Annotated in this window: 24 protein-coding genes and 1 pseudogene; 12 read left to right on the forward strand and 13 right to left on the reverse strand. The window is 38.1% G+C overall.

Translation table 11 applies throughout. The annotated features are described in order from the left end of the window. Window positions 1-8: 8 nt before the first annotated feature. From gatC to gatB, 3 genes are read left to right on the forward strand one after another with little or no spacing between them, the layout of a single operon-like run. Window positions 9-323, forward strand: coding sequence for an Asp-tRNA(Asn)/Glu-tRNA(Gln) amidotransferase subunit GatC (gatC, locus tag WFN33_RS04905; RefSeq protein WP_336951862.1), 315 nt, complete (start codon window positions 9-11; stop codon window positions 321-323). 52 nt (window positions 324-375) lie between these two features. After that, window positions 376-1,854, forward strand: a complete 1,479-nt coding sequence (gene gatA, locus WFN33_RS04910) for an Asp-tRNA(Asn)/Glu-tRNA(Gln) amidotransferase subunit GatA (protein ID WP_336951863.1) — start codon at window positions 376-378, stop codon at window positions 1,852-1,854. Continuing rightward, the gene (gene gatB / locus WFN33_RS04915) at window positions 1,854-3,335 is read left to right on the forward strand and encodes an Asp-tRNA(Asn)/Glu-tRNA(Gln) amidotransferase subunit GatB (protein ID WP_336951864.1); all 1,482 of its coding nucleotides are present in this window, start codon (window positions 1,854-1,856) and stop codon (window positions 3,333-3,335) included. Before gatA ends, gatB begins: the two co-directional genes overlap by 1 nt. A gap of 136 nt (window positions 3,336-3,471) precedes the next feature. Here the strand turns inward: gatB and WFN33_RS04920 are convergent, their stop codons facing one another. The 5 genes from WFN33_RS04920 to WFN33_RS04940 all read right to left on the reverse strand — a co-directional run bounded on the left by WFN33_RS04920 (window position 3,472) and on the right by WFN33_RS04940 (window position 6,749). Further along, window positions 3,472-3,879 carry a PIN domain-containing protein gene (locus WFN33_RS04920; protein ID WP_336951865.1) on the reverse strand — a complete coding sequence of 136 codons (408 nt, stop codon included), beginning with the start codon at window positions 3,877-3,879 and terminating at the stop codon, window positions 3,472-3,474. Beyond that, the gene (locus WFN33_RS04925) at window positions 3,876-4,127 is read right to left on the reverse strand and encodes a DUF6364 family protein (protein WP_336951866.1); all 252 of its coding nucleotides are present in this window, start codon (window positions 4,125-4,127) and stop codon (window positions 3,876-3,878) included. Before WFN33_RS04925 ends, WFN33_RS04920 begins: the two co-directional genes overlap by 4 nt. Window positions 4,128-4,558: 431 nt before the next feature. After that, complete coding sequence (locus tag WFN33_RS04930; protein ID WP_335955461.1) at window positions 4,559-5,305, reverse strand: hypothetical protein; 747 nt, start codon at window positions 5,303-5,305, stop codon at window positions 4,559-4,561. A gap of 151 nt (window positions 5,306-5,456) precedes the next feature. Next, window positions 5,457-5,951 carry a DinB family protein gene (locus WFN33_RS04935; protein ID WP_336951867.1) on the reverse strand — a complete coding sequence of 165 codons (495 nt, stop codon included), beginning with the start codon at window positions 5,949-5,951 and terminating at the stop codon, window positions 5,457-5,459. 276 nt (window positions 5,952-6,227) lie between these two features. Continuing rightward, window positions 6,228-6,749: a hypothetical protein gene (locus WFN33_RS04940; RefSeq protein ID WP_336951868.1), complete on the reverse strand. Its 522-nt coding sequence runs from the start codon at window positions 6,747-6,749 to the stop codon at window positions 6,228-6,230. Between the two features lie 372 nt (window positions 6,750-7,121). Here WFN33_RS04940 and WFN33_RS04945 point away from each other — a divergent pair, with 372 nt between their 5' ends. Further along, complete coding sequence (locus WFN33_RS04945; protein WP_336951869.1) at window positions 7,122-8,114, forward strand: putative solute-binding protein; 993 nt, start codon at window positions 7,122-7,124, stop codon at window positions 8,112-8,114. A 54-nt stretch (window positions 8,115-8,168) separates the two neighbouring features. Here the strand turns inward: WFN33_RS04945 and WFN33_RS04950 are convergent, their stop codons facing one another. The 3 genes from WFN33_RS04950 to WFN33_RS04960 form a co-directional block, all read right to left on the reverse strand. Further along, a complete protein-coding gene (locus WFN33_RS04950; RefSeq protein ID WP_336951870.1) occupies window positions 8,169-9,200 on the reverse strand; it encodes a hypothetical protein in 1,032 nt (343 codons plus the stop codon). 267 nt (window positions 9,201-9,467) lie between these two features. Further along, window positions 9,468-11,540, reverse strand: coding sequence for a M13 family metallopeptidase (locus WFN33_RS04955; protein ID WP_336951871.1), 2,073 nt, complete (start codon window positions 11,538-11,540; stop codon window positions 9,468-9,470). 247 nt (window positions 11,541-11,787) lie between these two features. Then, a complete protein-coding gene (locus WFN33_RS04960) occupies window positions 11,788-12,672 on the reverse strand; it encodes a LysR family transcriptional regulator (protein ID WP_336951872.1) in 885 nt (294 codons plus the stop codon). Between the two features lie 163 nt (window positions 12,673-12,835). Between WFN33_RS04960 and WFN33_RS04965 the strand changes: the two genes are divergently transcribed. Both WFN33_RS04965 and WFN33_RS04970 read left to right on the forward strand, forming a co-directional pair. Next, the gene (locus WFN33_RS04965; RefSeq protein WP_336951873.1) at window positions 12,836-13,417 is read left to right on the forward strand and encodes a chromate transporter; all 582 of its coding nucleotides are present in this window, start codon (window positions 12,836-12,838) and stop codon (window positions 13,415-13,417) included. 6 nt (window positions 13,418-13,423) lie between these two features. Beyond that, complete coding sequence (locus tag WFN33_RS04970) at window positions 13,424-13,942, forward strand: chromate transporter (protein ID WP_004823357.1); 519 nt, start codon at window positions 13,424-13,426, stop codon at window positions 13,940-13,942. Between the two features lie 160 nt (window positions 13,943-14,102). On the opposite strand, the gene WFN33_RS04975 is transcribed toward WFN33_RS04970, so the two are convergent. Continuing rightward, a complete protein-coding gene (locus WFN33_RS04975) occupies window positions 14,103-14,576 on the reverse strand; it encodes a hypothetical protein (protein WP_336951874.1) in 474 nt (157 codons plus the stop codon). Window positions 14,577-14,725: 149 nt separating this feature from the next. Here WFN33_RS04975 and WFN33_RS04980 point away from each other — a divergent pair, with 149 nt between their 5' ends. Both WFN33_RS04980 and WFN33_RS04985 read left to right on the forward strand, forming a co-directional pair. After that, window positions 14,726-15,304: a DJ-1/PfpI family protein gene (locus tag WFN33_RS04980; RefSeq protein ID WP_336951875.1), complete on the forward strand. Its 579-nt coding sequence runs from the start codon at window positions 14,726-14,728 to the stop codon at window positions 15,302-15,304. A 665-nt stretch (window positions 15,305-15,969) separates the two neighbouring features. After that, entirely contained in the window at window positions 15,970-18,210 is a 2,241-nt protein-coding gene (locus tag WFN33_RS04985) for a TonB-dependent siderophore receptor (protein ID WP_336952133.1), read from the forward strand. 97 nt (window positions 18,211-18,307) lie between these two features. Here WFN33_RS04985 and zigA read toward each other — a convergent pair whose 3' ends face one another. Together zigA and WFN33_RS04995 are read right to left on the reverse strand one after the other, a co-directional pair. Next, entirely contained in the window at window positions 18,308-19,534 is a 1,227-nt protein-coding gene (gene zigA, locus WFN33_RS04990) for a zinc metallochaperone GTPase ZigA (RefSeq protein ID WP_336952135.1), read from the reverse strand. A 305-nt stretch (window positions 19,535-19,839) separates the two neighbouring features. After that, window positions 19,840-20,598: a D-Ala-D-Ala carboxypeptidase family metallohydrolase gene (locus tag WFN33_RS04995; RefSeq protein ID WP_336951876.1), complete on the reverse strand. Its 759-nt coding sequence runs from the start codon at window positions 20,596-20,598 to the stop codon at window positions 19,840-19,842. A 110-nt stretch (window positions 20,599-20,708) separates the two neighbouring features. Between WFN33_RS04995 and folE2 the strand changes: the two genes are divergently transcribed. The 3 genes from folE2 to WFN33_RS05010 are packed head-to-tail and all read left to right on the forward strand — an operon-like array spanning window position 20,709 to window position 23,567. Continuing rightward, window positions 20,709-21,611: a GTP cyclohydrolase FolE2 gene (gene folE2, locus WFN33_RS05000; protein WP_336951877.1), complete on the forward strand. Its 903-nt coding sequence runs from the start codon at window positions 20,709-20,711 to the stop codon at window positions 21,609-21,611. Between the two features lie 50 nt (window positions 21,612-21,661). Next, window positions 21,662-22,222 carry a gamma carbonic anhydrase family protein gene (locus WFN33_RS05005; protein WP_336951878.1) on the forward strand — a complete coding sequence of 187 codons (561 nt, stop codon included), beginning with the start codon at window positions 21,662-21,664 and terminating at the stop codon, window positions 22,220-22,222. Further along, entirely contained in the window at window positions 22,212-23,567 is a 1,356-nt protein-coding gene (locus tag WFN33_RS05010) for a dihydroorotase (protein ID WP_336951879.1), read from the forward strand. The genes WFN33_RS05005 and WFN33_RS05010 overlap by 11 nt, the downstream gene beginning before the upstream one ends. Window positions 23,568-23,641: 74 nt before the next feature. Here the strand turns inward: WFN33_RS05010 and WFN33_RS05015 are convergent, their stop codons facing one another. Beyond that, entirely contained in the window at window positions 23,642-24,340 is a 699-nt protein-coding gene (locus WFN33_RS05015; protein WP_336951880.1) for a type 1 glutamine amidotransferase domain-containing protein, read from the reverse strand. Window positions 24,341-24,431: 91 nt separating this feature from the next. Between WFN33_RS05015 and WFN33_RS05020 the strand changes: the two are divergent. After that, window positions 24,432-24,845, forward strand: a pseudogene (locus WFN33_RS05020) (MerR family transcriptional regulator). Between the two features lie 251 nt (window positions 24,846-25,096). On the opposite strand, the gene WFN33_RS05025 reads toward WFN33_RS05020, so the two are convergent. Further along, window positions 25,097-26,335, reverse strand: a complete 1,239-nt coding sequence (locus tag WFN33_RS05025) for an NADH:flavin oxidoreductase/NADH oxidase family protein (RefSeq protein WP_336951881.1) — start codon at window positions 26,333-26,335, stop codon at window positions 25,097-25,099. Between the last annotated feature and the right edge of the window lie 190 nt (window positions 26,336-26,525).

Consider the following 26,525-nt stretch of genomic DNA (forward strand, 5'->3'; position numbering starts at 1 on the left):
GAGACATCATGTCAAGTTCAGATGTTCAGCATTCTGCAGAATTAAATGCACAAACTGTATCGCAAATCGCCAATCTTGCTCGATTGTCGCTGAATGATACGCAATCTGCTGAATATGCTCAAAGTTTAAATAAAATCTTAGGAATGATGGAGACCTTAAAAGCGATCAATACCGATGGTGTTGAGCCACTTAAGAGTCCATTTGATAATCCGCAACCACTTCGTCCAGATGTTGTGACTGAAGTGAATCATCGTGAAGAATATCAAGCCATTGCTCCTGCAACTCAGGATGGTTTGTACCTTGTTCCGAGAGTGATTGAATAATATTTGATCAAATGAACTTATTTTAAAAAATTAATCGTAAAGAATTGTACTCATGACTGATTTACACCGTTTATCGATTCGTGAAATGACAGAAGGCTTAAAATCTGCCCAATTTTCATCTCGTGAATTGACTCAGCATTATTTGGATCGTATTGCGAAAATTGATGATCGTGTCAAATCGTATGTAACGGTCACTCCCGAACAAGCGTTGGCACAAGCTGATGCTGCTGACAACTTACTAAAATCTGGAACAGCTGGCGTATTGACTGGTGTTCCACTGGCGCATAAAGATATTTTTTGTACCCAAGGGATTAAAACCACTGCGGGTTCAAAAATGCTGGACAATTTCATTTCACCTTATGATGCAACTGTAGTGGCAAAAACCAAAGCAGCTGGCCTAGTGACTTTAGGTAAAGTGAACATGGATGAATTCGCAATGGGTTCAACCTCTGAAAGTTCATTCTACGGTGCGACTAAAAACCCATGGAATTTAGAACATGTTCCTGGAGGCTCTTCTGGTGGTTCGGCTGCTGTTGTCGCGGCTGATCTTGCACCGCTGGCAACAGGTACCGACACAGGTGGGTCAATTCGCCAGCCAGCTTCTTTCTGTGGCTTAACTGGTCTTAAACCGACTTATGGCCGTGTCTCTCGTTTCGGGATGATTGCGTTTGCATCATCACTGGATCAAGGTGGCCCAATGGCACGTTCTGCTGAAGACTGTGCTTTTTTGATGAACACCATTGCTGGACATGACCTCAAAGATTCAACCTCTATCAACAAAGAAGTGGATGACTATGTTGCAAACTTAAATGCAACAGCTGTGAAAGGTTTACGTATTGGTATTCCAAAACAATACTTCAATGTTCAAGGCCTCGATACAGAAGTTAAGACACGTGTTGAAGAATCGTTGAAAAAATTGCAAGACATGGGCGCAACGTTGGTTGAAATTGACCTCAACATGACTGAAGCCTATGTACCAACTTATTATTTGATCGCACCTGCGGAAGCATCTTCTAACTTGTCACGTTATGATGGTGTTCGCTATGGCTACCGTTGTGAAAACCCAACAGATATTTTAGATCTCTATAAACGCTCTCGTTCAGAAGCATTTGGTGCAGAAGTACAACGTCGTATCTTGATTGGTACTTATGCGCTTTCTGCTGGTTATTACGATGCTTATTATGTGAAAGCACAAAAAGTTCGTCGTTTAATCCAACAGGATTTCTTAAAAGCTTTTGAGAATGTCGATGTCATTGCAGCGCCATCTGCACCAACGACAGCATACAAAATCGGTGCGAACTTGAGTCCAACCGAAATGTATTTAGGCGATATCTATACACTTGCGGTGAACTTAGCGGGCTTACCAGCCATTAACGCACCTGTTGGTTTTGATACGAATAATCTCCCAGTAGGTTTACAGTTAATTGGTAACTATTGGTCAGAATCACAATTGCTTTCAATTGTGCATCAATATCAACAAAATACAGATTGGCATACTAAACGTGCGGCAATTGCTGAGGAGAATGCATAATGACCGAAGCTCAAAAGTTAGCACCGTCCGTGTCAAAGCTGATTGACGGTTGGGAAGTCGTTATTGGTATTGAGATTCACACACAGCTTGCAACTCAGTCTAAAATCTTTTCAGGTTCATCAACTGAATTTGGTCAAGATCCGAATACTCAAGCCAGCCTTGTTGACTTGGCAATGCCGGGTGTACTTCCTGTGCTAAACCAAGAAGTGGTTGATCTTGCGATTCGTTTTGGTTTGGGGATTGATGCCTATATCGATCAAGCCTCTGTATTTGCGCGTAAGAACTACTTTTACCCAGACTCGCCAAAAGGCTACCAGATCAGCCAGATGGACAATCCTATCGTCGGGCTAGGTCATATCGACATCCAGCTTGAAGATGGCACAGTGAAGCGTATAGGCGTTACCCGTGCGCATTTGGAAGAAGATGCAGGTAAATCAATTCACGATCAATTCGAAGGCATGTCTGGTATCGACTTAAACCGTGCTGGCACACCTTTACTTGAAATCGTGTCTGAACCTGATATGCGTTCAGTTGAAGAAGCTGTTGCTTATATCAAATCGATTCACACTTTGGTGCGTTGGTTAGGGATTTCTGACGGTAACATGGCTGAAGGTTCATTCCGTGCTGACTGTAACGTATCGTTACGTCGTCCTGGGCAACCATTTGGTACCCGTTGTGAGTTAAAAAACCTCAACTCATTCCGTTTTATCGAACAAGCCATCAATGTTGAAATTCAACGTCAAATGGACATCTTGGAAGATGGCGGTCGTATTGATCAAGAAACCCGTTTGTTCGATCCGAACAAAATGGAAACACGTTCAATGCGTTCTAAGGAAGAAGCCAACGATTACCGTTACTTCCCTGACCCTGACTTGCTTCCAGTGATCATTGCCAATGAGCAAATCGAAGCTGCTCGTGCTGCACTTCCTGAGTTACCTAAAGCGCGTCGTGCGCGTTTTATCGAAGACTTTGCTGTGACTGAATATGATGCACATGTACTGACTCTATCTCGTGAATTGGCTGACTTCTATGAAGCGGTTGTTACTGCTTCTGGCGGCGCGGCTCAAGGTAAAGTTGCTGCCAACTGGGTGATGGGTGAGTTCTCTGGTGCTTTAAATAAAGCCAGCCTTGAACTTCAAGACTCTCCTGTTTCAGCAGAACAACTGGGTGGGATGATCGCACGTATTGTTGACAATACCATTAGCGGTAAGATTGCTAAGCAAGTGTTTGGCTTTATGTGGGAAGAAGGCAAAACTGCAGATGACATCATTGCTGAAAAAGGCTTGAAACAGGAAACTGATACAGGTGCCATTGAAGCCATTATCAAAGAAGTGCTTGCTGCCAATGAGAAGATGGTTGAAGAGTATAAATCTGGTAAAGAGAAAGCATTCAACGGTCTCGTTGGTCAAGTAATGAAAGCCTCTCGTGGTAAAGCCAACCCTGCTCAAGTCAATGAATTGATGAAGAAATTGATTGGTTAAGCTGATTTAATTTTAAAAGAAAACCCGCTTTAGAGCGGGTTTTCTTTGTTTAAAGTATTTATATGTTTAGTTTTTAAAATTTGGGAGACATTTAAATCTATTATTTTCTCAAAATTTTGTATCTGGGAACATACCTTCAGCCTACAAAAGTACTCGGTAAAACAACACCTATTTCAGCAAATTTATAGTCTTGAATATTTCTCGTCACGATTTTGCTACAACCAAAACTCAACGCAGAAAAATATTGAATTGCATTTTCAAAATCAGAAAACTTAGACACCAGTGCTTGAGAAATCCCAACATGATCAACAGGGATAATCACCAAAATTTTTAAAAGTTGTTGAATAAAAAGACGCGCTTTCTCATCACCGCCCAATTTACGCAAAATATAATAAATATTGGCAACACTGTTCGAAGAAATGCACCCTGTAAAATGCCCTTTCTCACACAACGCTACAACAGTTTGACTTGCCTCAACAAAAGGCTGACGCGCTAAAGCCACATCCAAAATTACATCAGAATCAATAAATATCCGCTCGCTCATTTATGTTTTTCCATACGAGCCTCAGAAAGCAATGCCTTATAATCTTGCCCTTGGTCTTGAATGGCAAACATCCCTGTCAAACGTCCAGTAATAGGAGCTTGAACATCACTCGAAATTTCAGTGTGTGCTGAAATACGATCTAAATAAGCTTCAACCAAACTCGAAACACTCTGCTCATGTTCCTGAGCAAAAAGTTTCGCCCGTTCAATCACTTTTTTATCTATAGATAAAGTCAATTTCGCTTGCATAAGATTTCACCTCATACGTATCATTTAATTAATTATACGTATTGGTTAATTTTTAACAATTAAATTTTAACCAAATGAGACAACGATTGATTTCGCATACCTAACTTATTTCTAATATCAGAAAGCAAAAATCATCTGCTATTTTTAAACTATCAAAGCGCTCTACGTTCAGGTTCATACTGATAAATAAAGACCGTATATGTATCGGCAAGATGATACTATTCAAGAGCGATCTTATAGTTCATAAAATATATACCCTTAGTTTTTAAAATCTCTCCCAGATATCCAAATAGATTATTTCTTTTCAATGTCATTTTTTTGTGAGAAGGTACCCAACCCTCTCCCAGAGGGAGCTTCATATGATCTTAATAATGCTATTCATCCAATAATGAATGTTCTCCCTCCGTTTACGAGATGAGGAGCGCTACTGATCATTTATTATTAAACCAATAATCCCATTTCTCACGATCAACGCCAAACTGTCCTTGCCACCATCGTGTTGGATAGTTCACATCATCATTTCTAATCGGTCGGTGCTCTCTTTCTGGATATGTCACATATTTTTCAGCATAGCCAAAATGCTTGTCATCATGCAAAATACCAATCACTCCAAAAATCTCTAAAAGCCCCAAACGCTCATCGTCATTGGACTTGAGTGCTTTAGAAATACTCTTTTTAAGTTGAGCTATTCTGTCATTGGGTTGAGCTGTCTCTATTATCGTTTTGAGTTCATTGAGAATGTTGTAATCTTCATCGCTTGGTTCAACGACAGGAAATTTAAGAAATTGTTCCAAATCAAATAAAACAGAAATCAAATTATCGGTACAGCTTCCATGTTTGTATTTAAAGAAATTGAGTGTATTAAACTCAATGAGTCTTTCAAACTCATACGTATATAGCCCACAAACTGCACATATATTTGAGTTTGGTTCTGGACTGGAAACAAAGTCATGTTCAATCAAACTTTTACCAATACAGTAACTTGATAAAAAAGATCGATACTCCAATCGTCTTGTACTTAGACTGTAAATAAATGCATCCACCACAGATTGCTTTTCAATTTGATTAACTGCTGTTTTTATTCTTCGACAGATTTCATTGTGACTTATTTTTTCTTGTTCAAACATAACGGAATGGCTTTTTGCATATTCAAACTCATCTTCAGTAATGAATTGCATGTATGTATCCCAATAAAACCAGCTCTCTAAATTTTGATCCTGCGAGCTTTTAATGGTTTTAAGTAAAATTTTTACTGCTTTCTTGTCCATGTTTATTTATCTATTCACTTAATTTTTTAATTCAACATCTTACATATATCATGATAATGATTTATCCCACTCTACGTTCAGGTTCATACTGATGAATAAAGACTGTATATGTATCGGCAGGATGAACCACCTGAGCATGATGTAAAGCATGTGCGATATTGCCTCTATGGTATGTTCCATGATTGATGATATGAAAGAAGATCTCTTCTATTGAAAGACTGCCCGTTTTTTTATCTATAAATTGAAAATGAATAATTTCAGCAAGTTGATTCGATGGAATATTTTGGACAAATTCAATAAACCATAAATGTGATTCAGCAATTCGATGCTTAAGTTCATCTAAGGAGGGTAAAAATTCTGTATTGGTTTGGGTGTGCAATGCTTTTTTGTTTTCTAGTCGAGATCTAAATAGCTCTTCGACAATGATCATATGATTGAATTGTTGCTTGGCAAAATTATAATCTTCTAAATATTGCACTTGATTGATCTGATCTACGGCTTTAAATAACCGCTGATCCGACCATTGTTTATATAAAAAGAGTTTTTCAAAATTCATTAAATTGACCTAAAGCTTTCTTTGAATCAAATCATCAAGATAGCATGCAATCACTGAAAAAAACCAATCTTTTAAATATCCTCAAATGCCACGTTTTTACACACAAAGACTCAATTTAGCTTTAATAAGCTTTCTTGATGCATTTATTCCACTCCCCAAACCCTTTCAATAATAAGAAGAGCTTCTTTGAAATTTCTATAATTATTTCAATTGAATCATCAAGACTCCCACTCCTTTAAACAGATAAGAAGTCTTGCTCTGTAAAAGTAAAGTGATTTATGGACGAATCACACCCAACTTATTCCAAATATCAGGGGTTAAAAAAGTCATCACCAATTTATTTAAGTCGATATAACGCAATACACCCTGTAACTGTTTTTTCACTTCAGGGTTTTTAATAATATCTTCACCTGTCGTACGACCTAGCTCTTGGAAACTGTCACCTACTGCTTGCACACCTTCAGCGGCAATCACTGCTTTGGTCTGTGCGGCACACTGCTCTACAATCACCCGTTGTAAAACCTGAGCAAACTTTTGATCGAGTTGTGTTCTTTGTGCATCACTAACATTACTCAATGCTTTTAGATCAGGGTGTGTAGATAACGCAGCAAAGGTCCACTGTAATACTGTAGTTTTATCTGTTGCTGTGGTTGCTTTTACCAAACAATCGCTAAGTTGATCAACGGTTGGTCCTGCGACAGCAAATTGTGCTGTTCCCATTAATGCCGTCGCCATAAATACAGAACGACCCATATGGGAAAATTTAGAATACATTGAGGAGAAAATTTGGCGTGACATAAACAAAGTCCAATTCGAAATTAAATCCTTTGTATCACAAGCGCTACCTATTCGCCTGTTATGACTCTGTAAACAACCACTAATGAAAATAATCTTGTTTGCTGTGCTAAACTCGATTCAATATTTAGGTTGTATTTAAAAATAGAAAGCATCTCAAATTTCAAAAATAAAATACTTTCTTAATCCATCATCTAACTTAAACTGATTAAAGATCTAAAAGACCAATATCTCAGATCTCAATCGATAATCTATATTCAAAAACCTACATTTGTTGGATTTTTTGACATAAAAAACAATCCTCATGGTCATTAGTTCATCAATAGCACATACGTTTTAATAAGATATGCCATAACTGTTTATAGGGAAATATATATGAAAATGGTTCAAACTCTCACAATAACTACTTTATTCGCACTTTCAATACCTGCTTTTGCAAAGCAAGTTGTATGTGTTTTTGATCCGGTTGGTAAAGCAGGTGATGCATATGCCCTAGCTAAAGATTATGCACTTGAAGCAAAAAATTGGGGTGCTGATATAGATTTAAGAGCCGTTACTGACGAAAGGCTCGCCGCAGAAGACTTAAAAGTGGGTAAATGTGATGGTGCCATTATCAGTGGTTTACGTGGGCGCCAATTTAATAAATATATTGGCTCCTTAGATGCGATCGGTGCATTAACGGATATGAAAACAGCCATTTCAGCCTATAAATTATTGTCTTTACCTCGAGCAGCGGAGAAAATGGTCAATGGTCCTTATGAAATTGCAGGATTAGGTACAATTGGCCCAGCATATCTTTTTGTAAATGACAAAAATATCAATACTTTAGCAAAAGCTGCCGGTAAAAAAATTGGGGTGTTCCGTTATGACGAAGCGCAACCAAAATTGGTTCAACAAGTGGGCGCACAAGCTGTTTCTGTTGATGTCACCAGTGCAGGCGCTAAATTTAACAATCATGAAATTGATATTCTTCCTGCACCTGTTGTTGCATTTAAACCTTTTGAGCTCTATAAGGGCCTAGGAGAAAAAGGCGGAATTGTAAAATTTCCACTGACTCAAATTTCGGCCAATTTTATTATTCGCAAAGACAAATTCCCTCAAGGCTTTGGACAAAAATCTCGAACTTGGGTCGCGAGTCAATTGGGCAGAACATTTAACATCGTAGCAAAATATGAAAAAGAAATTCCCGCAAAATATTGGATGAATATCCCAGCCAATGAACAACTAAACTATATCAAAATGATGCGTGAATCTCGTATTGCACTGACTAAATCAGGTATTTATGATCCACAAATGATGAATTTCCTCAAAAAAGTTCGTTGTAAAGAGAATCCGAGTAGTTTTGAATGCTCATTAAATGATGAATAAAGCTTTTTGTTTATTCGGGTATTTCACTCCATTGAGATGAAATACCCCATTCCATTACTTAATCTGCTTTAACATATGTTTGGCAACAGCATGATTTTGATTAGCCGCCAGATTCTGTAAAATACGTTTGGCTCGATCTTGCGGATTAGAAAAACGCTGACTGTAACCCGGCACATTGGTTAAACATCTTGCCACCATTACACCTGATTCGGCATAGACATTGATTCCACTTGCCCCATGCAAGCGTCCATAATTATAGGCGCGTTCTGCATTGTTACAGGCATTGATCTGATTTTGCCCCCGCCCTAAATCCTTACGCGCTGATGTATATAATTGCATCTGTTGTGATTGCGGTGTAGTCACGATTTTTTCAGGCTGAAGTCTTTCTTTTACTTCATCTGCAATTGTGGCGACTGGCTTTTTTTCTTCCACGACTTTAACAGAGGCAGTTTTTGCTACGTTGTTGATAGCAATATTTTTTGAATTGTTCGTTTTTATATCAGTGCTTTTTGCATCACTGCTTTTTGAATGACTATTTTTAGATTTCTTTTCTTGGGTAACTGTCGCCATATTACTTTTGTTGTTATAGAATTTGTTAAGCTCATCCAAAGATAAAACTTTGGTTTGCAAATTTACAACTCGAGTTCCAGTTTGATCAAGTTTACGCTCAGATAAAGGTTCGATAGATACATACCATTGCTGACCATTACTTTCAGTACATTGGTATGCACCGATCCCCTGTTTAACACTGCTATAAGTATTTAATAATTTTTTTGCCCAAATATCCTTAACCGAACTCATTGTGCTTTTTTGCACTTGAGAAAAATGACCACCTTTGGCACTACAATAACGGTTTAAGTAACTTTTGGGTGTTAAAGACTGCACCTGCTGATCACTTTGCTTTGATCCCCAATCATAAACATATTCTTTAGATGCGCTATTGTTTTCATTAATATTGTACTTCTCAATGAGTTCTTGAGCAGAAGCATATTGTTTAAAAGCGTCTGATGTTGATGTATTCATGGTTGTACAACCCTGCAATACAAAACCTACCCCACTCAACAATAAGAATATTTTTAAATTCACCTGACATTTCTCAATTATATTTATGCATAAAAATATCTTAAAATACTCAAAACAACAAACTTATTACATTGAATTTATTAACTATTTATCGAAATAAAGTGATAAAAAAGTCACAAAAAAAATGATTAGAGATAATCAATTAAGTTAAAACTTAAAAAGCTCTATCTAGACATCTATTTCATTGCGATTTATTTATACAACATGTGAAAAAAATGTTAAAAAGCTGCCAAGTGTTGATACAGCTTGGCAGGCTTTTAGGTCAGATTATTACCAAATGGTCACGCGTTTATTGGCAGGTAAATACATTTTATCGCCCTGCTGAATATGAAAAGCATCATAAAATGGCGCTTGATTTAGCAAGGTAGCATTGCCACGAACTTTATCAGGTGAATGCGGATCTCTTTTTAAGAATTCAACTTGCATTGCATCAGTAATTTTAGAACGCCATGCTTGTGCCCATCCAATATAAAAGCGTTGTTCACCTGTTAAATTATCCAATACTGGCGCAGCCTTGCCATTTAAAGACAGTTGATAAGCTTTGTAAGCAATTGCCAATCCAGAGTTATCTGCAATATTTTCGCCTAAAGTTAACTCACCATTGACATGATAGCCTTTGATTGGCTCATAAGCGTTGTATTGAGCAACCAATGTATTGGTTTTTTCTTTAAATTTTCGATGGTCTTCTGCCGTCCACCAATTTTTCATATTGCCCAATTCGTCAAATTGACTGCCTTGATCATCAAAACCATGACTGATTTCATGTCCGATAATTGCACCAATCGCCCCATAGTTCACTGCATCATCGGCATCCATATCAAAGAATGGGGGTTGTAAAATCGCTGCTGGAAAGACAATTTCATTTAAAGAGGCATTGTAATACGCATTGATGGTTTGCGGTGTCATGCCCCATTCATCACGATCAACAGGCTTGCCCAATTTATTTAAGGCATATTGATGTTCAAATTCACGTGAACGGATCACATTTCCAATCAAGTCATTATTTTTGATTTCTAAAGCTGAATAATCACGCCATTTGTTTGGATAACCAATTTTCACCGCAAAACTTGCTAACTTTTTCTGCGCTTGAACTTTCGTTGTTGGACTCATCCAATCCAGTTTGTCTATGCTTTGAGAGTATGCTTTCATTAAGTTTTGCACCAAGACTTCCATGCGTTGTTTTTTCTCAGCAGAAAAATACTTTTTCACATAAATCTGGCCCAGACTTTCACCTAAAGTTCCTTCAACCAATTGCACACCACGCTTCCAACGTGGTTTCTGTTCCTTGATTTCTCTGAGCTGTTTGCTATAAAAATCAAAGCTATTGTCTACGAAAGCTTGACTAAGCAGTGATGAAAAATCACTGACTAAATGAAATTTAAAATAAGCTTTCCAAACCTCTAATGAGGTATTGTCAACAATTGGGCCTAAACCTTTGAAGTAACTCGGTTGAATGACTTGTATGGTTTTAATCTTATCGGACAATTCTTGTTTTTCTAGATAAGTTTGCCAATCAATTTTTGGACTAAGTTTGGCTAAGTCTTGCGTTTTATAAATATTATAGAGTTTTGTTACATCACGGTTTTGGACATTACTCCATTGTATCTTGGCGATTTGAGTTTCTAATTTTAAAATCCCTTGCGCATGCTGGGCGGCTTGCTTGTCTCCAGCTAGGCTTAAAGTTTTTTCAATATACTTTAAATATTGCGAACGGATTTTCTTAAATTTGGCATCATTTTTTAAATAATAATCACGATCAGGTAACCCTAAACCACTCTGTCCAAGCATTGCCACCATTTCAGTTGAATTTTTCATATCTTGGTCAATGCCCACATCAAAAGGGCTGGTTACACCAATACGTGAAAAATGTGCGGCCAATTGCGCAATATCTTTTTTGCTTTTCAATGCATCAACATTGGTAATTTCCGCTTGAATCGGCTGGATCCCCAATGCTTCAATACTTTTTTCATCCATAAAATTAGCATATAGACTTGCCACTTTTTGCTCAGAACTTCCTTCCACCAATTGCTGTTTTGAAAGCTCATCGACAATGTCATGCAATTGTTTTAATGATTCTTCATGCAAAATATCAAAAGTTCCCCACCGTGATTTATCTGCAGGAATTTCAGTATTTTTCAACCATCCTCCATTTACATGTTGATAAAAGTCATCATTTCCTTTTATATTTTGATCAAAATATTGATGATCAATCCCCGATTTTTTTTGATCTTTCACAATAGCTGAAGTGGTTTGAGTGATTTGCCCTGTTGTTTCAGCCCATACTGGTGCAGATGACAACATGATTGCAGATGCTAAAACACTTTTTACAAATCCAAATTTCAAAGCGATATCCTCAATTTTATTTCTAAGGTTTGAATTTAAAACAATAATAGTAATCTTGAGCTCAGACTTTATGTGTAGCAAAAATGCAATGATTCACTGATTTTGTTTTCAAGATAGAATTTCACAGCATAGATTATTCCAAAAAACTCAATTTAAGCCTAAATCTTTAATCACTGTGAACAGCATCAACATTCAAAATATATAAATCCACTTATTTAGCTGGAGCTTTAGTAAGTCAACCTATAAATTAAGCGAGCAAATTTAAAATATGTTTTAAACGGATATTTTCAGCAGCCTGCTTATAGACTGCATAAATTGGTGCAATACACGGCGTATCCGCTTTAAGCGCTTTGTAAATAATTTGCTTGTTCCAAAAATCTCGAATGGCCTCTGGAACAATCGACAAACCAATTCCAGCTGCAATCAGATTTAAACTCGACGTTAAACGTGGGGCTTCTTGAACAATCTTTGGACTAAATCCAGCCTGATAACAGCTGGCCAAAATATTATCAAACAAGTCTTGTCCTGCTAAACGGCGATACAGCACAAAATCATAAGGCTCTAAATCAAGTAACTGGATGGCATCTGGATGTTCAGCTAAGGGGTGATTATTGGGCAATGCCACAATTAAGGGCTCATCAAGTACATGCAAACTGGTGAGTCCCAAACCAATCGGTGCAGGCTTACGCAAAAAAACGATGTCATTCTTTTCATTGATGATCGAATCAATCAGGGAGCTACTGCCATCTTCTTCCAAATGAATAGACACCGCTGAAAATACTTCACGAAAATTACGCAGTAAAGCAGGTAAAAAGGAATGTAAGCCAACTGAGTTGGTAAAACCAATATTGATTTGCCCTTCCAAACCTTTAGAAATATTTTGCACGCGTTTGGGGATAGCCTGAGCGTGTGCAAGTATGGTAAGTGCTTCTTGGTATAAGGCCTTACCCGCTTCAGTTGCCTCTACGCCACGCGGTAAACGCTTCAATAAATCCGTATCTAATTCATCTTCTAAGTTTTTGATAATTCGTGTTAAAGGCGGTTGCTGCATATTCAAACGTACCGCTGCCCGAGAAATATTACTTTCCTCAACCACAGCGATAAACGCATTAAGCTTATGAATATCAATCATCTTTTCGCCTCAATATCGATCTTTTCATTTTTTCGTGCTAATCCACGTTCAAAGCATACTTTTTAGGTATGGATAACAGCAAAAATAGCATTTTTCTTTATGACTCAACAAGCAGATAATCACATTCAAGCCAAGTACATCACAGCAAATTGAAGAGGTCTAAATGAATACTGAAGCAATCCCAATGGAACAATCCATGACCATACCCAATTGCAAAGCATTATTTTTAGGTTTTATGAAACTTGGCCTCATGGGATTTGGTGGGGTACTTCCTCTCGCACATCGTTTAATTGTAGAAGATCAGAAATGGTTAACATCTGAAAAATTTACCGACTTGTTGGGTGTCTGCCAAATCTTACCTGGTGGAAATATTGTAAATATGGCAGTGGCGATTGGTTATGACTTTGCTGGAGTAAAAGGTGCGATGAGTGCGGTATTGGGTCTTATGCTGGCCCCGACCATTATTGTCATCTCTTTGTACCAGTTATATAGCAGCTTTCAAGATATTCAAATGGTACAGCACATGATTCAAGGTTTAGCTGCCGCTGCTGCGGGTCTACTGTTTGCTACAGGTTTTAAGATGTTAAAACCAATCATGAAAAGTAAGCTGACCTATTTCACCATTATCTTGACCATTATTTTTATGCTGTTGATTAAATTGCCCTTGGCACTGACGCTGTTGATTTTAGTCACCGTGAATATGGCAGTTTTAGCATTTAATCAAACTAAAGTGACTCAGGAGTAAAATAAGATGTATGTTCTCATCGCACTGACTTTAGTGTTTACTCAACTGTCTTTATTGGCCTTTGGTGGCGGGAATGCCATCTTACCTGAAATGCAACATCAGGTGGTTGTGATTCACCAATGGATGACTGCTGAGCAATTCAGCTCTATGTTTGCAATGGCGCAAGCTGCACCCGGTCCCAACATGATGATTGTTCCTTTAGTGGGATGGCATGTCGCTGGGCCAATGGGACTGATCGTGACGTCTTTTGCGAAGTTTGGTCCGTCTTCAATCATCACCATTTATGCACTTAAATTTTGGAATAATTTTAAAAGTCATCCACTGCGGGCGAAATTTGAAAAGGCGTTAAAACCGATTACAGTCGGTTTGGTTTTAGTCAGCGCTTGGATTATTGCCCAAGCCTCTGCTCAAAATATTTTACTGATTGCAATCGTCGCCATCACCATTTGCCTAAGTCTGTTTAAGAACGTTCACCCAGTTTGGTTAATGGTGATTGGTGCTGGTACAGGTGCTTTAATTCTATAGATATTGATTAAGACCGCCTATACAGGTTCATTCATAAAAATTCAGACAAGACATCTTCCTCCCTCTAAGCAGTGCATCACACAAAGCAAAGAGGGAGAAAATTTATAATATAATATGAGATTTAAATCGCGACTGCTCTATATAGCTTAATTTATCTATTTTACTGCTGGTTTTCTAAATCACGTTCACGACAAGAAAGCTCATAATATTCTGCCGTTGGTAATGCTTTCAGTTTAAAACCATAATAATTACTGGCATCTGACTCTACTTTGCTTAACGAACACTGATTAGTTTTGGCAAATTGAGTCAAGAGTTTCATATCACTCTTTTTAGCTAAAACAGCTCCCCAGCCCTCACTGACACAACAACCAGCATACTGTGTCATATATTCGTCTGATAGGAGTGCAACTGTTTGCCCCATAAATTGAAGCGGTTTTTTTAATTTATATACATCATTATAGTCATTTCTTGAAATATCCGGTTTTTTATTGATTATCCCCTGCTTTTGCATCTTTTTAAAGCTTGGAAACTGTGCAGATGCCTCGCCCATTCCTCTATACACTGTTTCTTCTACTGCAGCATGGTTGCTCATAGCAGCAGTCGCGATCACTAAACCCAATAGATACTTTTTCATATTTTTCTCATTCATCACTGAATACAATTTTTATTACAGTTAAGTCTGTTAAATTAAGACTAAAGCCGTATAAATTCAACTTAAAACTGCAACTAGAGCATGCTATTTTACATGAAATAAATCATAAAATTTAAACAAAAGGTGTAAAAATGTCTAAACAAATTCTAATGTTAGTGGGTGATTATGTAGAAGATTATGAAACCATGGTTCCTTTTCAGTTCCTCACTGGATTAGGCTATAGTGTTCATGCAGTCTGCCCTGATAAAAAAGCTGGCGATACAATTGCAACAGCGATTCATGATTTTGAAGGTGAGCAAACCTATAGCGAAAAACGTGGTCACAACTTTGCAATTAACTATGACTTTAACCAAGTCAACAGCGACAACTACGTAGGATTAGTGATTCCGGGTGGCCGTGCACCTGAATATTTACGTATGAATGACCGAGTAATTGAAATTGTTCGTGAATTTGATGCGATTAAAAAACCAATTGCCGCTGTTTGCCATGGCGCACAACTGCTTGCCGCAGCCGATGTATTAAAAGGACGCTTATGTTCCGCTTATCCTGCATGTGCCTCAGAAGTTAAACTTGCAGGCGGGCAATATGCAGATATTGCAGTCACTGAAGCAGTCACAGATGGACACCTGGTAACAGCGCCAGCATGGCCAGCACATCCTGCTTGGTTAGCCCAATTTGTTAAAGCGCTTGGTGCAACGATTACTTTATAAAATTTAAAACTGTCTAAGCTAAGATTTCCGCTGAGAGAAAACTTAGCCTTATACAACAGTGAAACTTTAAAAATGTTTAGGCTACATAAAGACCTATCAATGTTGCGTTTTTTAACGCTGTATCTCAGCACAGCGCTTTGCGCTGTGCAATAATTATTTATAGAATTTTATGTTCAAACAATAGGTTAGTATAAAAGTGGAAATCATTGAATTACTCCAACCCGTTACCTTAAATAAAGATAATTTAGAACCAATTACCATTAAAACAGGGACTTTACTAAAGGTACTGATGGTGAATCCATCCTCATATCTTGTTGGTGATGAGTCAGGTGTTTCGTTTCTAGTTAATTTCTCAGAAGAAAATCGACAATGGAAAAAGATATAAGCTTTCAATTCGGAATCAGGATAAGGCTCAGTCCATAATTAATCACTGTGATAAATAAAATATAGGTTTCATATTTTACAATTTATTAGTGTAAAATTACACTCAAACACAACCAATATTTGATAATTTATAAATCAAAATCATACACTTCAATTCAAAACCCCATCTAAATTTTGCATTTATATCATCCATAAAAAAGTTTAAAAATTATGTTTTATTTGTATCTTTTTGTATGTTAATTGATAATAATAATGATTCTTATTTACTAATTTCTATTCTTATGGACAATCTACGTAAACAAACGGCATTAAACATTGCAATAAAATCAATTCTTATTTGCAGCGCTATTTCCCATAGTGCTTTTGCACAAGAGCAAAAAAGTGATGAAGCGAATACTTCTGTACTCCCAACCATTACAGTTAAAGCAGATGCTCAGGATGAAAAAACTGAGGGAAGCGGAAGTTTTAAAGCAAAGTCCTCAAAAAGCTCATCAAAATTAAAATTATCTTTAAAAGAAACACCACAATCTGTAAGCGTGGTCACCCGTGAACAAATTGAACAACGCGGGCTGACCATTCTGGATGATGTTCTTGCCGCAACACCAGGTGTTACCGTCACTAAAAATGACAGTGAACGTTCTAACTACTATTCCCGTGGTTTTCAAATTACCAATAGGCAAATTGATGGTATGCCTGTAGGAGACAATGCTCCCCGCTTTGATAGTTTTTTCTTTGACCGAGTTGAAGTGATCAAAGGTGCTTCTGGCTTAACTGGTTCAACAGGCAGCCCTTCTGCAACCATCAATATGGTGCGTAAGCGTCCTGAAAAAGAGTTTAAGGGCAATGTCAGCTCAACTTATGGCTCATGGGACAATACCCGTGTTGAAGCAGATGTATCCATTCCACTGACTCAAGATGGCAGTGTCCGAAGTCGATTCATGGCAGCGTATACCGATAAAGAATCCTATATGGATCGTTATAAGCTCAAGTCAACAGCCGCAATGGGAATCATCAGTGCAGATTTAACCCCAACAACAACAGCCTCAGTAGGATTTCAATATCAAGACAACGATCCTAAAGGCTCAACGTGGGGAACAGTACCATATTTCAATGCTGATGGAAGCAAAGCAAATTTTCCGCGAAACTTTAGTTTATCTACGGACTGGAGTTCAATTGCCAATACTGATAAAACCGTTTTTGCCGATCTTGAACATAATTTTGCCAATGACTGGCTGGTTAAAGCAGCGATTGCCCACAGTACCTCAGATAATAGTTGGATGGTGGCTTATGGTGGTAGTGGCTTTCCAGACCCAAAGACAGGGAAAGGCTTAAGTTTATGGACCAGTGTTAGCCCTTATGCTGAAAGTAAAAAGCTCAATATCGATTTGTATGCCACAGGACCATTTCAGTTGTTAAATCGCCAACATGATTTAATTATTGGCTATAGTGGTTTTAAAAGTGAAAGTACCTCATTGAGTGTAAAAAGCAATGTCGAGTATCCAGCAGCTATACCTGATTATCGTAATTGGACAGGTAATATTGCAAAACCAACCTATGAGAAAACCGGAGCTGGAAGTACCAATACCACAGAGCTTTACGGGGTATATTCGACTTTACGTTTAAATCTAGCTGACCCGCTTAAGTTAATTTTGGGCGCACGTTATAGCTCATATGACTATAAAGTTAACAAGTGGGATCCTAATGCCCCAGTTTCTCCTACAAAGCCACGTAACTTTGATCAATTGGTGCCTTATGCAGGGATTTTGTACGATATTAATGATACTTATACGGCCTACACCAGCTACACCAATGTATTTAATCCATCCACTAGACGAGATCGTTTCGGCGATTATCTAGACCCTGAAATGGGAAGCACCACTGAGCTAGGGATTAAAGCAGATCTATTGGATGGTAAGTTATTGACCAGTGCTGCTTTATTTTGGTCAAGTGTCAAAGACCTTGCGGTAGAAGATGTTGAATATCGTGAAGGTGTAAAAAATGGCACTATTCCAAAAGTAGATGAGATGGATACTGCATATATATCATCGGGCAAAGGACTGAAAGTTAATGGGTTTGAGTTAGAAGCCATAGGAAAGATACAGGAAAATTGGAATCTTAGTTTCGGCTATACCTATGTCAATAGTGTAAGTTCTGCAAACGCCAATGCTCTAAGCAATATTCCTCAAAACCAAGTAAAGTTATTTAGTAGTATTACTCTTCCAGAAAATCTTTGGACAGGTTCAGAAAAGCTAACATTAGGTGGTGGATTGAATTGGCAAAGTGAAATCTCACAAAAATGGGGGGGAGCTCCTGTAAATGCCTATAACGGTGGTGTAGTCACACAAAAGGCCTATGTATTGGCCAATGCTTTTGCCAGTTATAAGTTAAGTGATGAGCTGACTGCAAGTGTGAATATCAACAACTTATTTGATGAAAAATACTATTTAAATGTAGGTTTCTATAATGGTGTTTATTGGGGAGAACCACGGAATGTGACTTTCACCTTAAGAGCGAAATTTTAATAAAATATAAAGCCAAGCATGAGCATATGATTAAAAGCGCTCATGCTTGCAAGTATTCTCAGCAATGCTTTAGCTGAATTGAACGGATCATAATGAATTAATGGCTAATAATAGAATCAGTCCACCCACTAAAAGGATTTTCAAACTCTTGCCATTTTTCTGCGCCTAACGCCATTTCATCATCGTTTAATAAACAATTATCAAATTGACGAATAAGTTCAGATTGATCCATCTGCATCCCAATCAACACGATTTCTTGTCGTGCATCACCTGTTTGAGCATCCCAGCTTTGTTGAATTGCATCTCGACTTTGTTGATCCGTTGGCCAATGTTCGTCTGGCACTGCTGCCCACCAATATCCAGCAACACCATGGCGTGCCATCGCCCCTGCTTGAGACCAAGATCCAGCAAACTCGGGATTTGAGGCTAACCAAAAAAAGCCTTTGGAACGGATTACGCCTTTCCATTCGGAGTTGATAAAATCAAAAAACCGTTGTGGGTGAAAAGGTCTGCGCGCTCGATAAACAAAATTATTGATTCCATATTGCTCTGTTTCAGGCGTATGCTCACCTCTTAATTCCTTTAACCAACCCGGAGCTTGTGCCGCTTCGTTAAAATCAAATAGCTGGGTATTTAACACCCGATCAAGATTCACCTTGCCAAACGCAGAAACTTCAATTTTTGCTCTTGGGTTTAAAGACTGCAAAATTCCAAATAATTTTTCCAGCTCGTCTTGATCAATCAAATCTGTTTTATTCAATACAATCACGTCACAAAACTCAATTTGATCAATCAGTAGATCAACAACATTTCGCTCATCTTGTTCACCTAATGATTCACCGCGCGCTTGTAAGCTATCCAGCGAACTATAATCTTTTAAAAAGTTATAAGCATCGACCACAGTCACCATTGTATCTAAGCGGGCAAACTCATTGAGAGAAATCCCATTTTCATCTTCAAAGGTAAACGTCTCTGCAACAGGGAGTGGTTCAGAGATCCCTGTAGATTCAATCACCAATTGATCAAAGCGCTGATCCTGTGCTAAACGACGTACTTCAACCAGTAGGTCTTCTCTTAAAGTACAACAAATACAACCATTACTCATTTCAACTAACTTTTCATCCGTTCTTGAAAGCTCAGCACCGCCCTCTCGAACTAAAGCGGCATCAATATTGACCTCCGACATATCATTCACAATCACTGCAATTTTTCGGTCTTCACGATTGTTTAAGATATGATTGAGTAAGGTGGTCTTTCCAGCCCCTAAGAATCCAGAAAGCACGGTGACGGGAAGTTTTTGCGGAGTGGCTAAAAGAGTATTCATTGGCATTCTCACTTTATATTTTTGTGTTTTCATATCTAGATCGACATGAAAATACTGACTGAATAACTCCAAACAGATCGCTTTAGAGTTAAATTTTAGCTGTGCTTGCATATACATTTTCAACACTGCAATTTGATGATTCGGTTTTAATCATTCGGTGATGATTACAGCGTTTTTCCAGATCCTATAAATCTAAGCTGAGGATTGAAAAACATCAGGATTAAGATTATTTAATAGCGGATAAACATGTGTCGCTTGAATTTCTCGTATTAAAAGTTGTCTGATGTCACGGATGAAATTTGACTTCATGGCGATTCACTCACTTTTTTATTTTTGCCAATTAAAGCGTTATTGATACATGGTGATGAGCTATAGCGATGGTCTGCACCCCAAGTACGAAAACCTGCACTATCAATATGAATCTGTCCTGATGCATAGACGCCTAAGCCCATGTGAAGTTCCTCACCAGAATCCAGCCAAAATTGACATAATTTTGCTTTGCGCTCTTGAATCATCAGCTGTTGGTTTAAGTCCGGATTTTCATCACCGATACGAAAATCTAATGCGGCATTAAAAATATGTTTGGAGGAAGCAGCGCCTTTTGCACACTGATTAAGCTTGAAATTTCGATAGACAGAAGTCACGCTAAACTGGGTTAAAATTTTTTCATCCACAAGACGATTTAAAATTTTTAATGTTGGCACAATATTGCCCCACAGCTCTTGTGGCGGAACTTCAAATTCAGATGCATCACATTGTTGCCAATCTCTGGCTGTTTGTAAAAATTCAAAAATAGGAACATAAGCAGAAATACCTTGTTGCTTTAAAAAGCGCTGATAAGCCTGAACGCTTTCAGCATTTGTCGGCTCACTGAGCCATTTTAAATAAGCAGGCGGCAGATTTTTCTCTTGTTTTAAAATACCTTGCTGCTGAGGAAAGTCTGCTTTTAATGGCACTTGTGGTGACGTTTGCTGAACTGTACGCATAGCATGCATTGTATTTGAGTTATTTTGACTACATGCAGAAAGGCAGAGTATGAATCCGATCAAATATTTTTTGTTCATCTCAATTTGCAATGATCTCATAGCGTAAATTTAACTCAGATGAGTAGTGTTGATTAATATTGTTATGTTATAACATAACAATATCTATTTCAACTTAAGCTATTCCCCCTATGAATCTTGTTCTTCCAGATGTTTCTGCTGAATCCTCACTTACAAGAAGCTATCACTACCCGCTCGATTGGGTCGGTATGGAAAAAATCGCGCTTCCGCTTTATCTAGAAAATAGTCTTTGTCAAAGCCAAGTGAATGCTTATGTCAGTTTGGATGATGTGTTTGCCAAAGGTATTCATATGTCGCGCTTGTATACGCGACTTTTGAAATTGAGCACGATCAAAAATCTAGCTCTACTTGATATTAAAGATGCTTTATTGGATTTCTTAGCCAGCCATAAAGATTTATCAGCACATGCCAAAATCGAAATTCATAGTGAGCTTTATATCGAGCGCCCTGCCTTAGTCAGCCAATTGTCTGGCTGGAAAAGCTATCCTTTTGTGTTGTCCTGTCAGCTTTTAAAAGATGATTTTTATGCTGAATTAAAAATCGAAATTCCCTATTCATCTACTTGTCCTTGTTCCGCAGCACTTGCCAGAAATATCATCCAACAAAGATTTGCAACCGCATTGGAAAATCATGAAATTCAGTTAGACCCGCAAGAAATCCTCAGTTGGCTAAATAGCACAGATGCAATTGCAGCAACGCCTCACAGCCAAAGAAGTTTTGCTCAGTTAAATTTCAAATTAGATCAGAACATTCAGTATATTCCACTGATTTTATTTATTAATCAGGCTGAGCAAGCCTTGATGACACCCGTACAAACGGCGGTAAAACGTATTGATGAACAAGCCTTTGCTATTGCAAATGGTCAAAACCTGATGTTTTGTGAAGATGCCTTAAGACGCTTGTATACCACATTTATCCATCATCCCAGTATTCTAGGCTTTAACTTTAAGGTGATTCATGCGGAAAGTTTACATGCCCATGATGCAGTTGCTCAGGGTGCCTGGCAATGGTAATGCCTTATCTTCCCTCCCTCATTGTTTAACTTATTTAAAATGGTCTAGTCATGCTTAGAAAAAACCCATCTGGTGATCTCCCTGTTATAAATCAATCAGCCTATGTTGACCAAACCGCAATTATTTGTGGAAAAGTCATTATCCATGCCAATGTCTTTATTGGTCCTTATGCAGTGATCAGAGCAGATGAAACCAATGACGCAGGTGATATGGAACCCATCATTATTGGTGCAAATTCCAATATTCAAGATGGTGTCGTGATTCACTCCAAAGCCGGGGCAGCAGTGAGCATTGGTGAAAATTCTTCAATCGCACATCGCTCTATTATTCATGGTCCCTGTGAAATTGGACATCATGTTTTTGTTGGCTTTAACAGTGTGTTATTTAACTGCAAAGTGGGTCATCACAGCGCGATTCGTCACAATGCCGTGGTTGATGGTCGTGATTTACCCGATCATTTTTATGTACCTGCAATGAGTTATATCAACCCTAAAACTGATTTAAAGCAATTTCCACCCATTGATATTTCAATCAGTGAGTTTTCAGAAAGCGTTGTCAGCACCAATATCAAACTGGTTCAAGGCTATAAGGCATTGCACAATGAGTTTTAAAAATTCACCCAATCTTATTATTCGTAATGCCAATATTGTCAATGAAGGCAAGCAGTATTATTCCGATGTACTGATTCGACATGGACGGATTGAAAAGATTCATCCTAATATTACAGGGGCTTATCCTGCGAAAAATATAGAGGCTGAAGGTTCGTGGCTAATTCCCGGCATGATTGATGACCAAGTTCATTTTAGAGATCCCGGCGCAGCGCATAAAGGCAATATTGCTTCGGAATCAATGGCAGCAACGATTGGTGGAATTACTAGCTACATGGATATGCCAAACACCAATCCAGCCACCTTAACTCTAGACGCTTTGACCCAGAAAAAGCAGATTGCAAAACAACATAGTCGGGCCAATTATGCTTTCCATTTTGGAGTCAGTGCGCATAATTTAGATATTATTGAACAACTTGATCCTAAATCAATCAGTGGTGTTAAAGTTTTTATGGGTGCTTCTACGGGTGATATGCTCGTCGATGACCCTAAAGTTTTGGAACGTTTATTTGCAAATGTTCCAACAGTTTTATTGACCCATTGCGAGTTTACCCCTGCCATTAAAGCCGAAGAAAATTTCTATTTTCAAAAATATGGGGAAAATATTCCAGCTGAAATTCATGCTCAGATTAGAAATAAACATGTTTGCTTTGAAAGCTCAAAATTAGCGGTATCTTTGGCCGAGAAATATGCCACACAGTTGCATGTTTTACATATCACCACCGCGAAAGAACTGTGTTTGTTTAAAAATCTGCCTTTAAATCGAAAACATATCACAGCAGAAGTGTGTATCCATCATCTCAGTTTTGATGATGCCGATTATGCTACTTTGGGTCACTTAATTAAATGTAATCCCGCCATTAAAACCCAGCAAGATAAAGATGCTTTGATTAATGCCCTTGCCAACAGTAATCGGTTGGATATTATTGGTACTGACCACGCACCACATACTTGGGATGAAAAACATCAATCATATTTTTATGCCCCTTCTGGCCTACCTTTAGTACAACATGCGTTGCCTGCACTCATGGAGCTAGTTGCAACAGGTAACCTGAGTATTGAAACACTGGTTCAAAAAACTGCTCATCAAGTGGCAGACTTATTTAGGATCAAAGACCGTGGTTATATTCGAGAAGGTTACTGGGCTGATTTAGTGATTCTTAAAGAAAATCAACAGCACATTGCAGTGAAAGATCAAAAAAACTATATGAAATGCAATTGGACACCATTTATACATAAAACACTTGCTTATGAAGTCAGCACTACAATTGTTTCTGGACAACTTGCTTGGCATCAACAACAACTGTTTTTGAATTGTCAGGGACAGCAACTAGAAATTGACCGTTAAATTAGCAAATAAAAATTACTGACGTGGTTTTTATCTAAGTTAAGGATGCCCAATTGTCTGGACTTATTAAGTGTTTAAGTTGCTTGATTTTCTAAAGCATCGATGATGGCTAAAGCCGTACGACGTGCAGAAAATGGATTTTGTCCTGTGATTAAGTTTTTATCTCTTACCACATAAGGTGCGAAGGGAATAACTCTCTTATCATAATTTGCACCATGTTCTTTGGCCAAATTTTCTGCATTATAAGGAACAATTTTTGCAACTCCTGCAACGACTTCCTCAAGCCATGCAAAACCCGTCAACTTCTTACCATCAATCAGATATTGACCATTTGAAAGTCGTACATTGAGCAGCCCACAATAGCCATGGCATACACTGGAAACAATAGCGCCTTTTTCATAAATATTTTTAGTGATTTCTTGTAGCTCAGGATTGTCTAAGAAGTCCCACATCACCCCATGACCACCAGTATAGTAAATCACATCATAATCTTGCCAATTGATCTCTGAAGGCTTTTTGGTATTCTCAAGAAGCCGCATAAATCCTGGATCATTTTTCCGTTTTAATACCGATTCATCGGTAACAAAACGTTCTAACGATTTTGGCTCAATAGGAGAGTTTCCACCTAAAGGACTAACAATATCTTGAATATAATTGTACTTTTCGAACTCATCATAAGCATGGGTTAATTCACCTAACCATAATCCTGTAGGTCGCTTTATCTGATTATATTCAGCGATGTTCGTCACAATGTGTAATATACGTTTCGACATGATTAGCCTCAGCTTTTAAGTTATTTCTGATCTTTCTTTTAGCTTACTATAAGCCTAAAGTTAACTTTAATGTCAAGTGGAAATCAGTAAAATGAATCTTAGCGAGTTATCCAAACAGAGTGATTTGAGTACCCCAACGGTTCGTTATTATGAACAAATCAAAATATTTCCTAAAGCAAAACGTAAATCTAATGCTTAATATAAATATAGCGACAATGACCTAAAACAATTATTTCTAATTTAGCAAACTCAACAAGTTGAATTTTCATTGACTAAAATCAAAGCTTACCTGCCTTCAAATGTAGGCAAATGGAATCAGGATATTCTAATTGGATTACTCGAAAGTAAAATCAAAGACATTGAAGATCTAGAACAAAAGTTGTTGATCAGTAAGCAAAACCTAGGCAGCATGATCACTGCAATCAATAGTAAGCCTGACGAAATCGCCTGTGAAGAAAACGCCAACCGTTTACTGAATCTCTATTATGCCAATGATAAATGTTAAAAATTTCCATGTTATCGGAAAATCATAAAAGCGATTGAGCTTAAATCTCACTTTAAGCTCAGGATTGTGCATAGGTCATTGATATGTGATCTATGATTTTCAAATATTGAAGTCTGCAAAACTGTTTGATCAGTATTCTCATCATTACTTTTAATGAGTGATCATACCTAAACATCGGGTAAATCCTCTTCGAGCCACAGCTGTAGTACAGTCTGTCAGATCAAATCCAATATCTAAACAAAGCACTGTACTTAAGCTGAAGGTGAATACTGATGCATACGTTTTTTATACTGACGTGTGCGGCATGTCGTTTCTGTTTGTTGTAATATCAAGGCCCATAAAGGTGAAACTTTAGGATTCGGTGTTTTCCCATGGCTGAGTTTCCGTAACTGGAATTTAACTGTTGCCATATTGGCAAGTGAAGCTAATGTTTTATTTTCCCAGCGAATCGGTTTCAATTCAGGTGCGATATTCTGACCTTGTCTCCATTTGTTGGGTAAGTTAGGTTCGATTGCCAAGCCTGTTGCAATTCCTACCATATCGATCCCACTGTCAAGGACTTGTTCTGCAACGGGTTTACGGCGAATACCACCAGTCACCATAATCGGCATATGGGCAACCTTGCCAATCTCTTGAGCAAATTCTAAGAAATAAGCTTCACGTGCCAAAGTCCGTCCATCTCTGGCTTGGCCTTGCATAGCAGGTGCTTCATAACTCCCCCCTGACAATTCAACCAAATCAACCGACAGATCATTTAACATTTTAACTACTTGCTGAGCATCTTCAGCACTAAAACCACCACGTTGGAAATCTGCAGAATTCAGTTTAACAGCAACTGTAAATGTTGATGACACCACCGCACGTACTGCTTTGACGATCTCAATCAAAATACGCGCACGATTTTCCAATGAACCGCCCCATTGATCTTGACGTTGATTGCTTAAAGGCGAAAGGAATTGACTGAGTAGATAGCCATGAGCTGCATGAATTTCTACACCGGTAAATCCCGCTTTTTCACCCAAATATGCGGTATGGGCAAAACGTTGAATCACTTCGTCAATCATGGCCTGAGTCATTTCAATTGGAGTATTAAAACGATCTGACATTTTACCTAAATCTAAAGCCACAGCAGAAGGTGCCCACGTTGACTGACCTAAATTTGACTGCATTTGGCGACCTGGATGGTTGATCTGCAACCATGCTTGCGCGCCTTGAGAACGTGCGATTTGAGCCCAACGTTTGAAGTGCGCTAATTGCTGTTCATCTTCCAAGACCACCCCACCCGGTCCTGTCATCGCACGACGATCCACCATCACATTACCGGTAATGATTAAACCGACCCCACCATCTGCCCATGCCTGATACAAACGCATAAGCTCTTCTGATGGTGCATGATTGAGATCTGCCATATTCTCTTCCATCGCAGCTTTTGCAATACGATTTGGAATCTGAGTACCATTAGGTAAAACTAATTTTTCAAAGACGTTCATTTTTATAGCCTCATAGAGTATGGACTTACTTTAAGATTAAAGCTCACTTTAATGTCAATCCTTTTTTTGCATTTAATTTTTATTATTTTAAGAACTAATTTTATTTAAAGACTTACATCAGAATAAAATGGTTCAATGCTTTAATAGCAAAAAAATAGAGGCCGCAAGGCCCCTATTAATATTCTGTTTT

Source organism: Acinetobacter sp. AS167, from assembly GCF_037152175.1.
Taxonomy (GTDB): domain Bacteria; phylum Pseudomonadota; class Gammaproteobacteria; order Pseudomonadales; family Moraxellaceae; genus Acinetobacter.

Coding starts and splice junctions, on each gene's coding strand:
- gatC (WP_336951862.1), top strand. CDS start 9: ATGTCAAGTTCAGATGTTCAGCATTCTGCAGAATTAAATGCACAAACT.
- gatA (WP_336951863.1), top strand. CDS start 376: ATGACTGATTTACACCGTTTATCGATTCGTGAAATGACAGAAGGCTTA.
- gatB (WP_336951864.1), top strand. CDS start 1,854: ATGACCGAAGCTCAAAAGTTAGCACCGTCCGTGTCAAAGCTGATTGAC.
- WFN33_RS04920 (WP_336951865.1), bottom strand. CDS start 3,879: ATGAGCGAGCGGATATTTATTGATTCTGATGTAATTTTGGATGTGGCT.
- WFN33_RS04925 (WP_336951866.1), bottom strand. CDS start 4,127: ATGCAAGCGAAATTGACTTTATCTATAGATAAAAAAGTGATTGAACGG.
- WFN33_RS04930 (WP_335955461.1), bottom strand. CDS start 5,305: ATGCAATTCATTACTGAAGATGAGTTTGAATATGCAAAAAGCCATTCC.
- WFN33_RS04935 (WP_336951867.1), bottom strand. CDS start 5,951: ATGAATTTTGAAAAACTCTTTTTATATAAACAATGGTCGGATCAGCGG.
- WFN33_RS04940 (WP_336951868.1), bottom strand. CDS start 6,749: ATGTCACGCCAAATTTTCTCCTCAATGTATTCTAAATTTTCCCATATG.
- WFN33_RS04945 (WP_336951869.1), top strand. CDS start 7,122: ATGAAAATGGTTCAAACTCTCACAATAACTACTTTATTCGCACTTTCA.
- WFN33_RS04960 (WP_336951872.1), bottom strand. CDS start 12,672: ATGATTGATATTCATAAGCTTAATGCGTTTATCGCTGTGGTTGAGGAA.
- WFN33_RS04965 (WP_336951873.1), top strand. CDS start 12,836: ATGAATACTGAAGCAATCCCAATGGAACAATCCATGACCATACCCAAT.
- WFN33_RS04970 (WP_004823357.1), top strand. CDS start 13,424: ATGTATGTTCTCATCGCACTGACTTTAGTGTTTACTCAACTGTCTTTA.
- WFN33_RS04975 (WP_336951874.1), bottom strand. CDS start 14,576: ATGAAAAAGTATCTATTGGGTTTAGTGATCGCGACTGCTGCTATGAGC.
- WFN33_RS04980 (WP_336951875.1), top strand. CDS start 14,726: ATGTCTAAACAAATTCTAATGTTAGTGGGTGATTATGTAGAAGATTAT.
- WFN33_RS04985 (WP_336952133.1), top strand. CDS start 15,970: ATGGACAATCTACGTAAACAAACGGCATTAAACATTGCAATAAAATCA.
- zigA (WP_336952135.1), bottom strand. CDS start 19,534: ATGAATACTCTTTTAGCCACTCCGCAAAAACTTCCCGTCACCGTGCTT.
- WFN33_RS04995 (WP_336951876.1), bottom strand. CDS start 20,598: ATGAACAAAAAATATTTGATCGGATTCATACTCTGCCTTTCTGCATGT.
- folE2 (WP_336951877.1), top strand. CDS start 20,709: ATGAATCTTGTTCTTCCAGATGTTTCTGCTGAATCCTCACTTACAAGA.
- WFN33_RS05005 (WP_336951878.1), top strand. CDS start 21,662: ATGCTTAGAAAAAACCCATCTGGTGATCTCCCTGTTATAAATCAATCA.
- WFN33_RS05010 (WP_336951879.1), top strand. CDS start 22,212: ATGAGTTTTAAAAATTCACCCAATCTTATTATTCGTAATGCCAATATT.
- WFN33_RS05015 (WP_336951880.1), bottom strand. CDS start 24,340: ATGTCGAAACGTATATTACACATTGTGACGAACATCGCTGAATATAAT.
- WFN33_RS05025 (WP_336951881.1), bottom strand. CDS start 26,335: ATGAACGTCTTTGAAAAATTAGTTTTACCTAATGGTACTCAGATTCCA.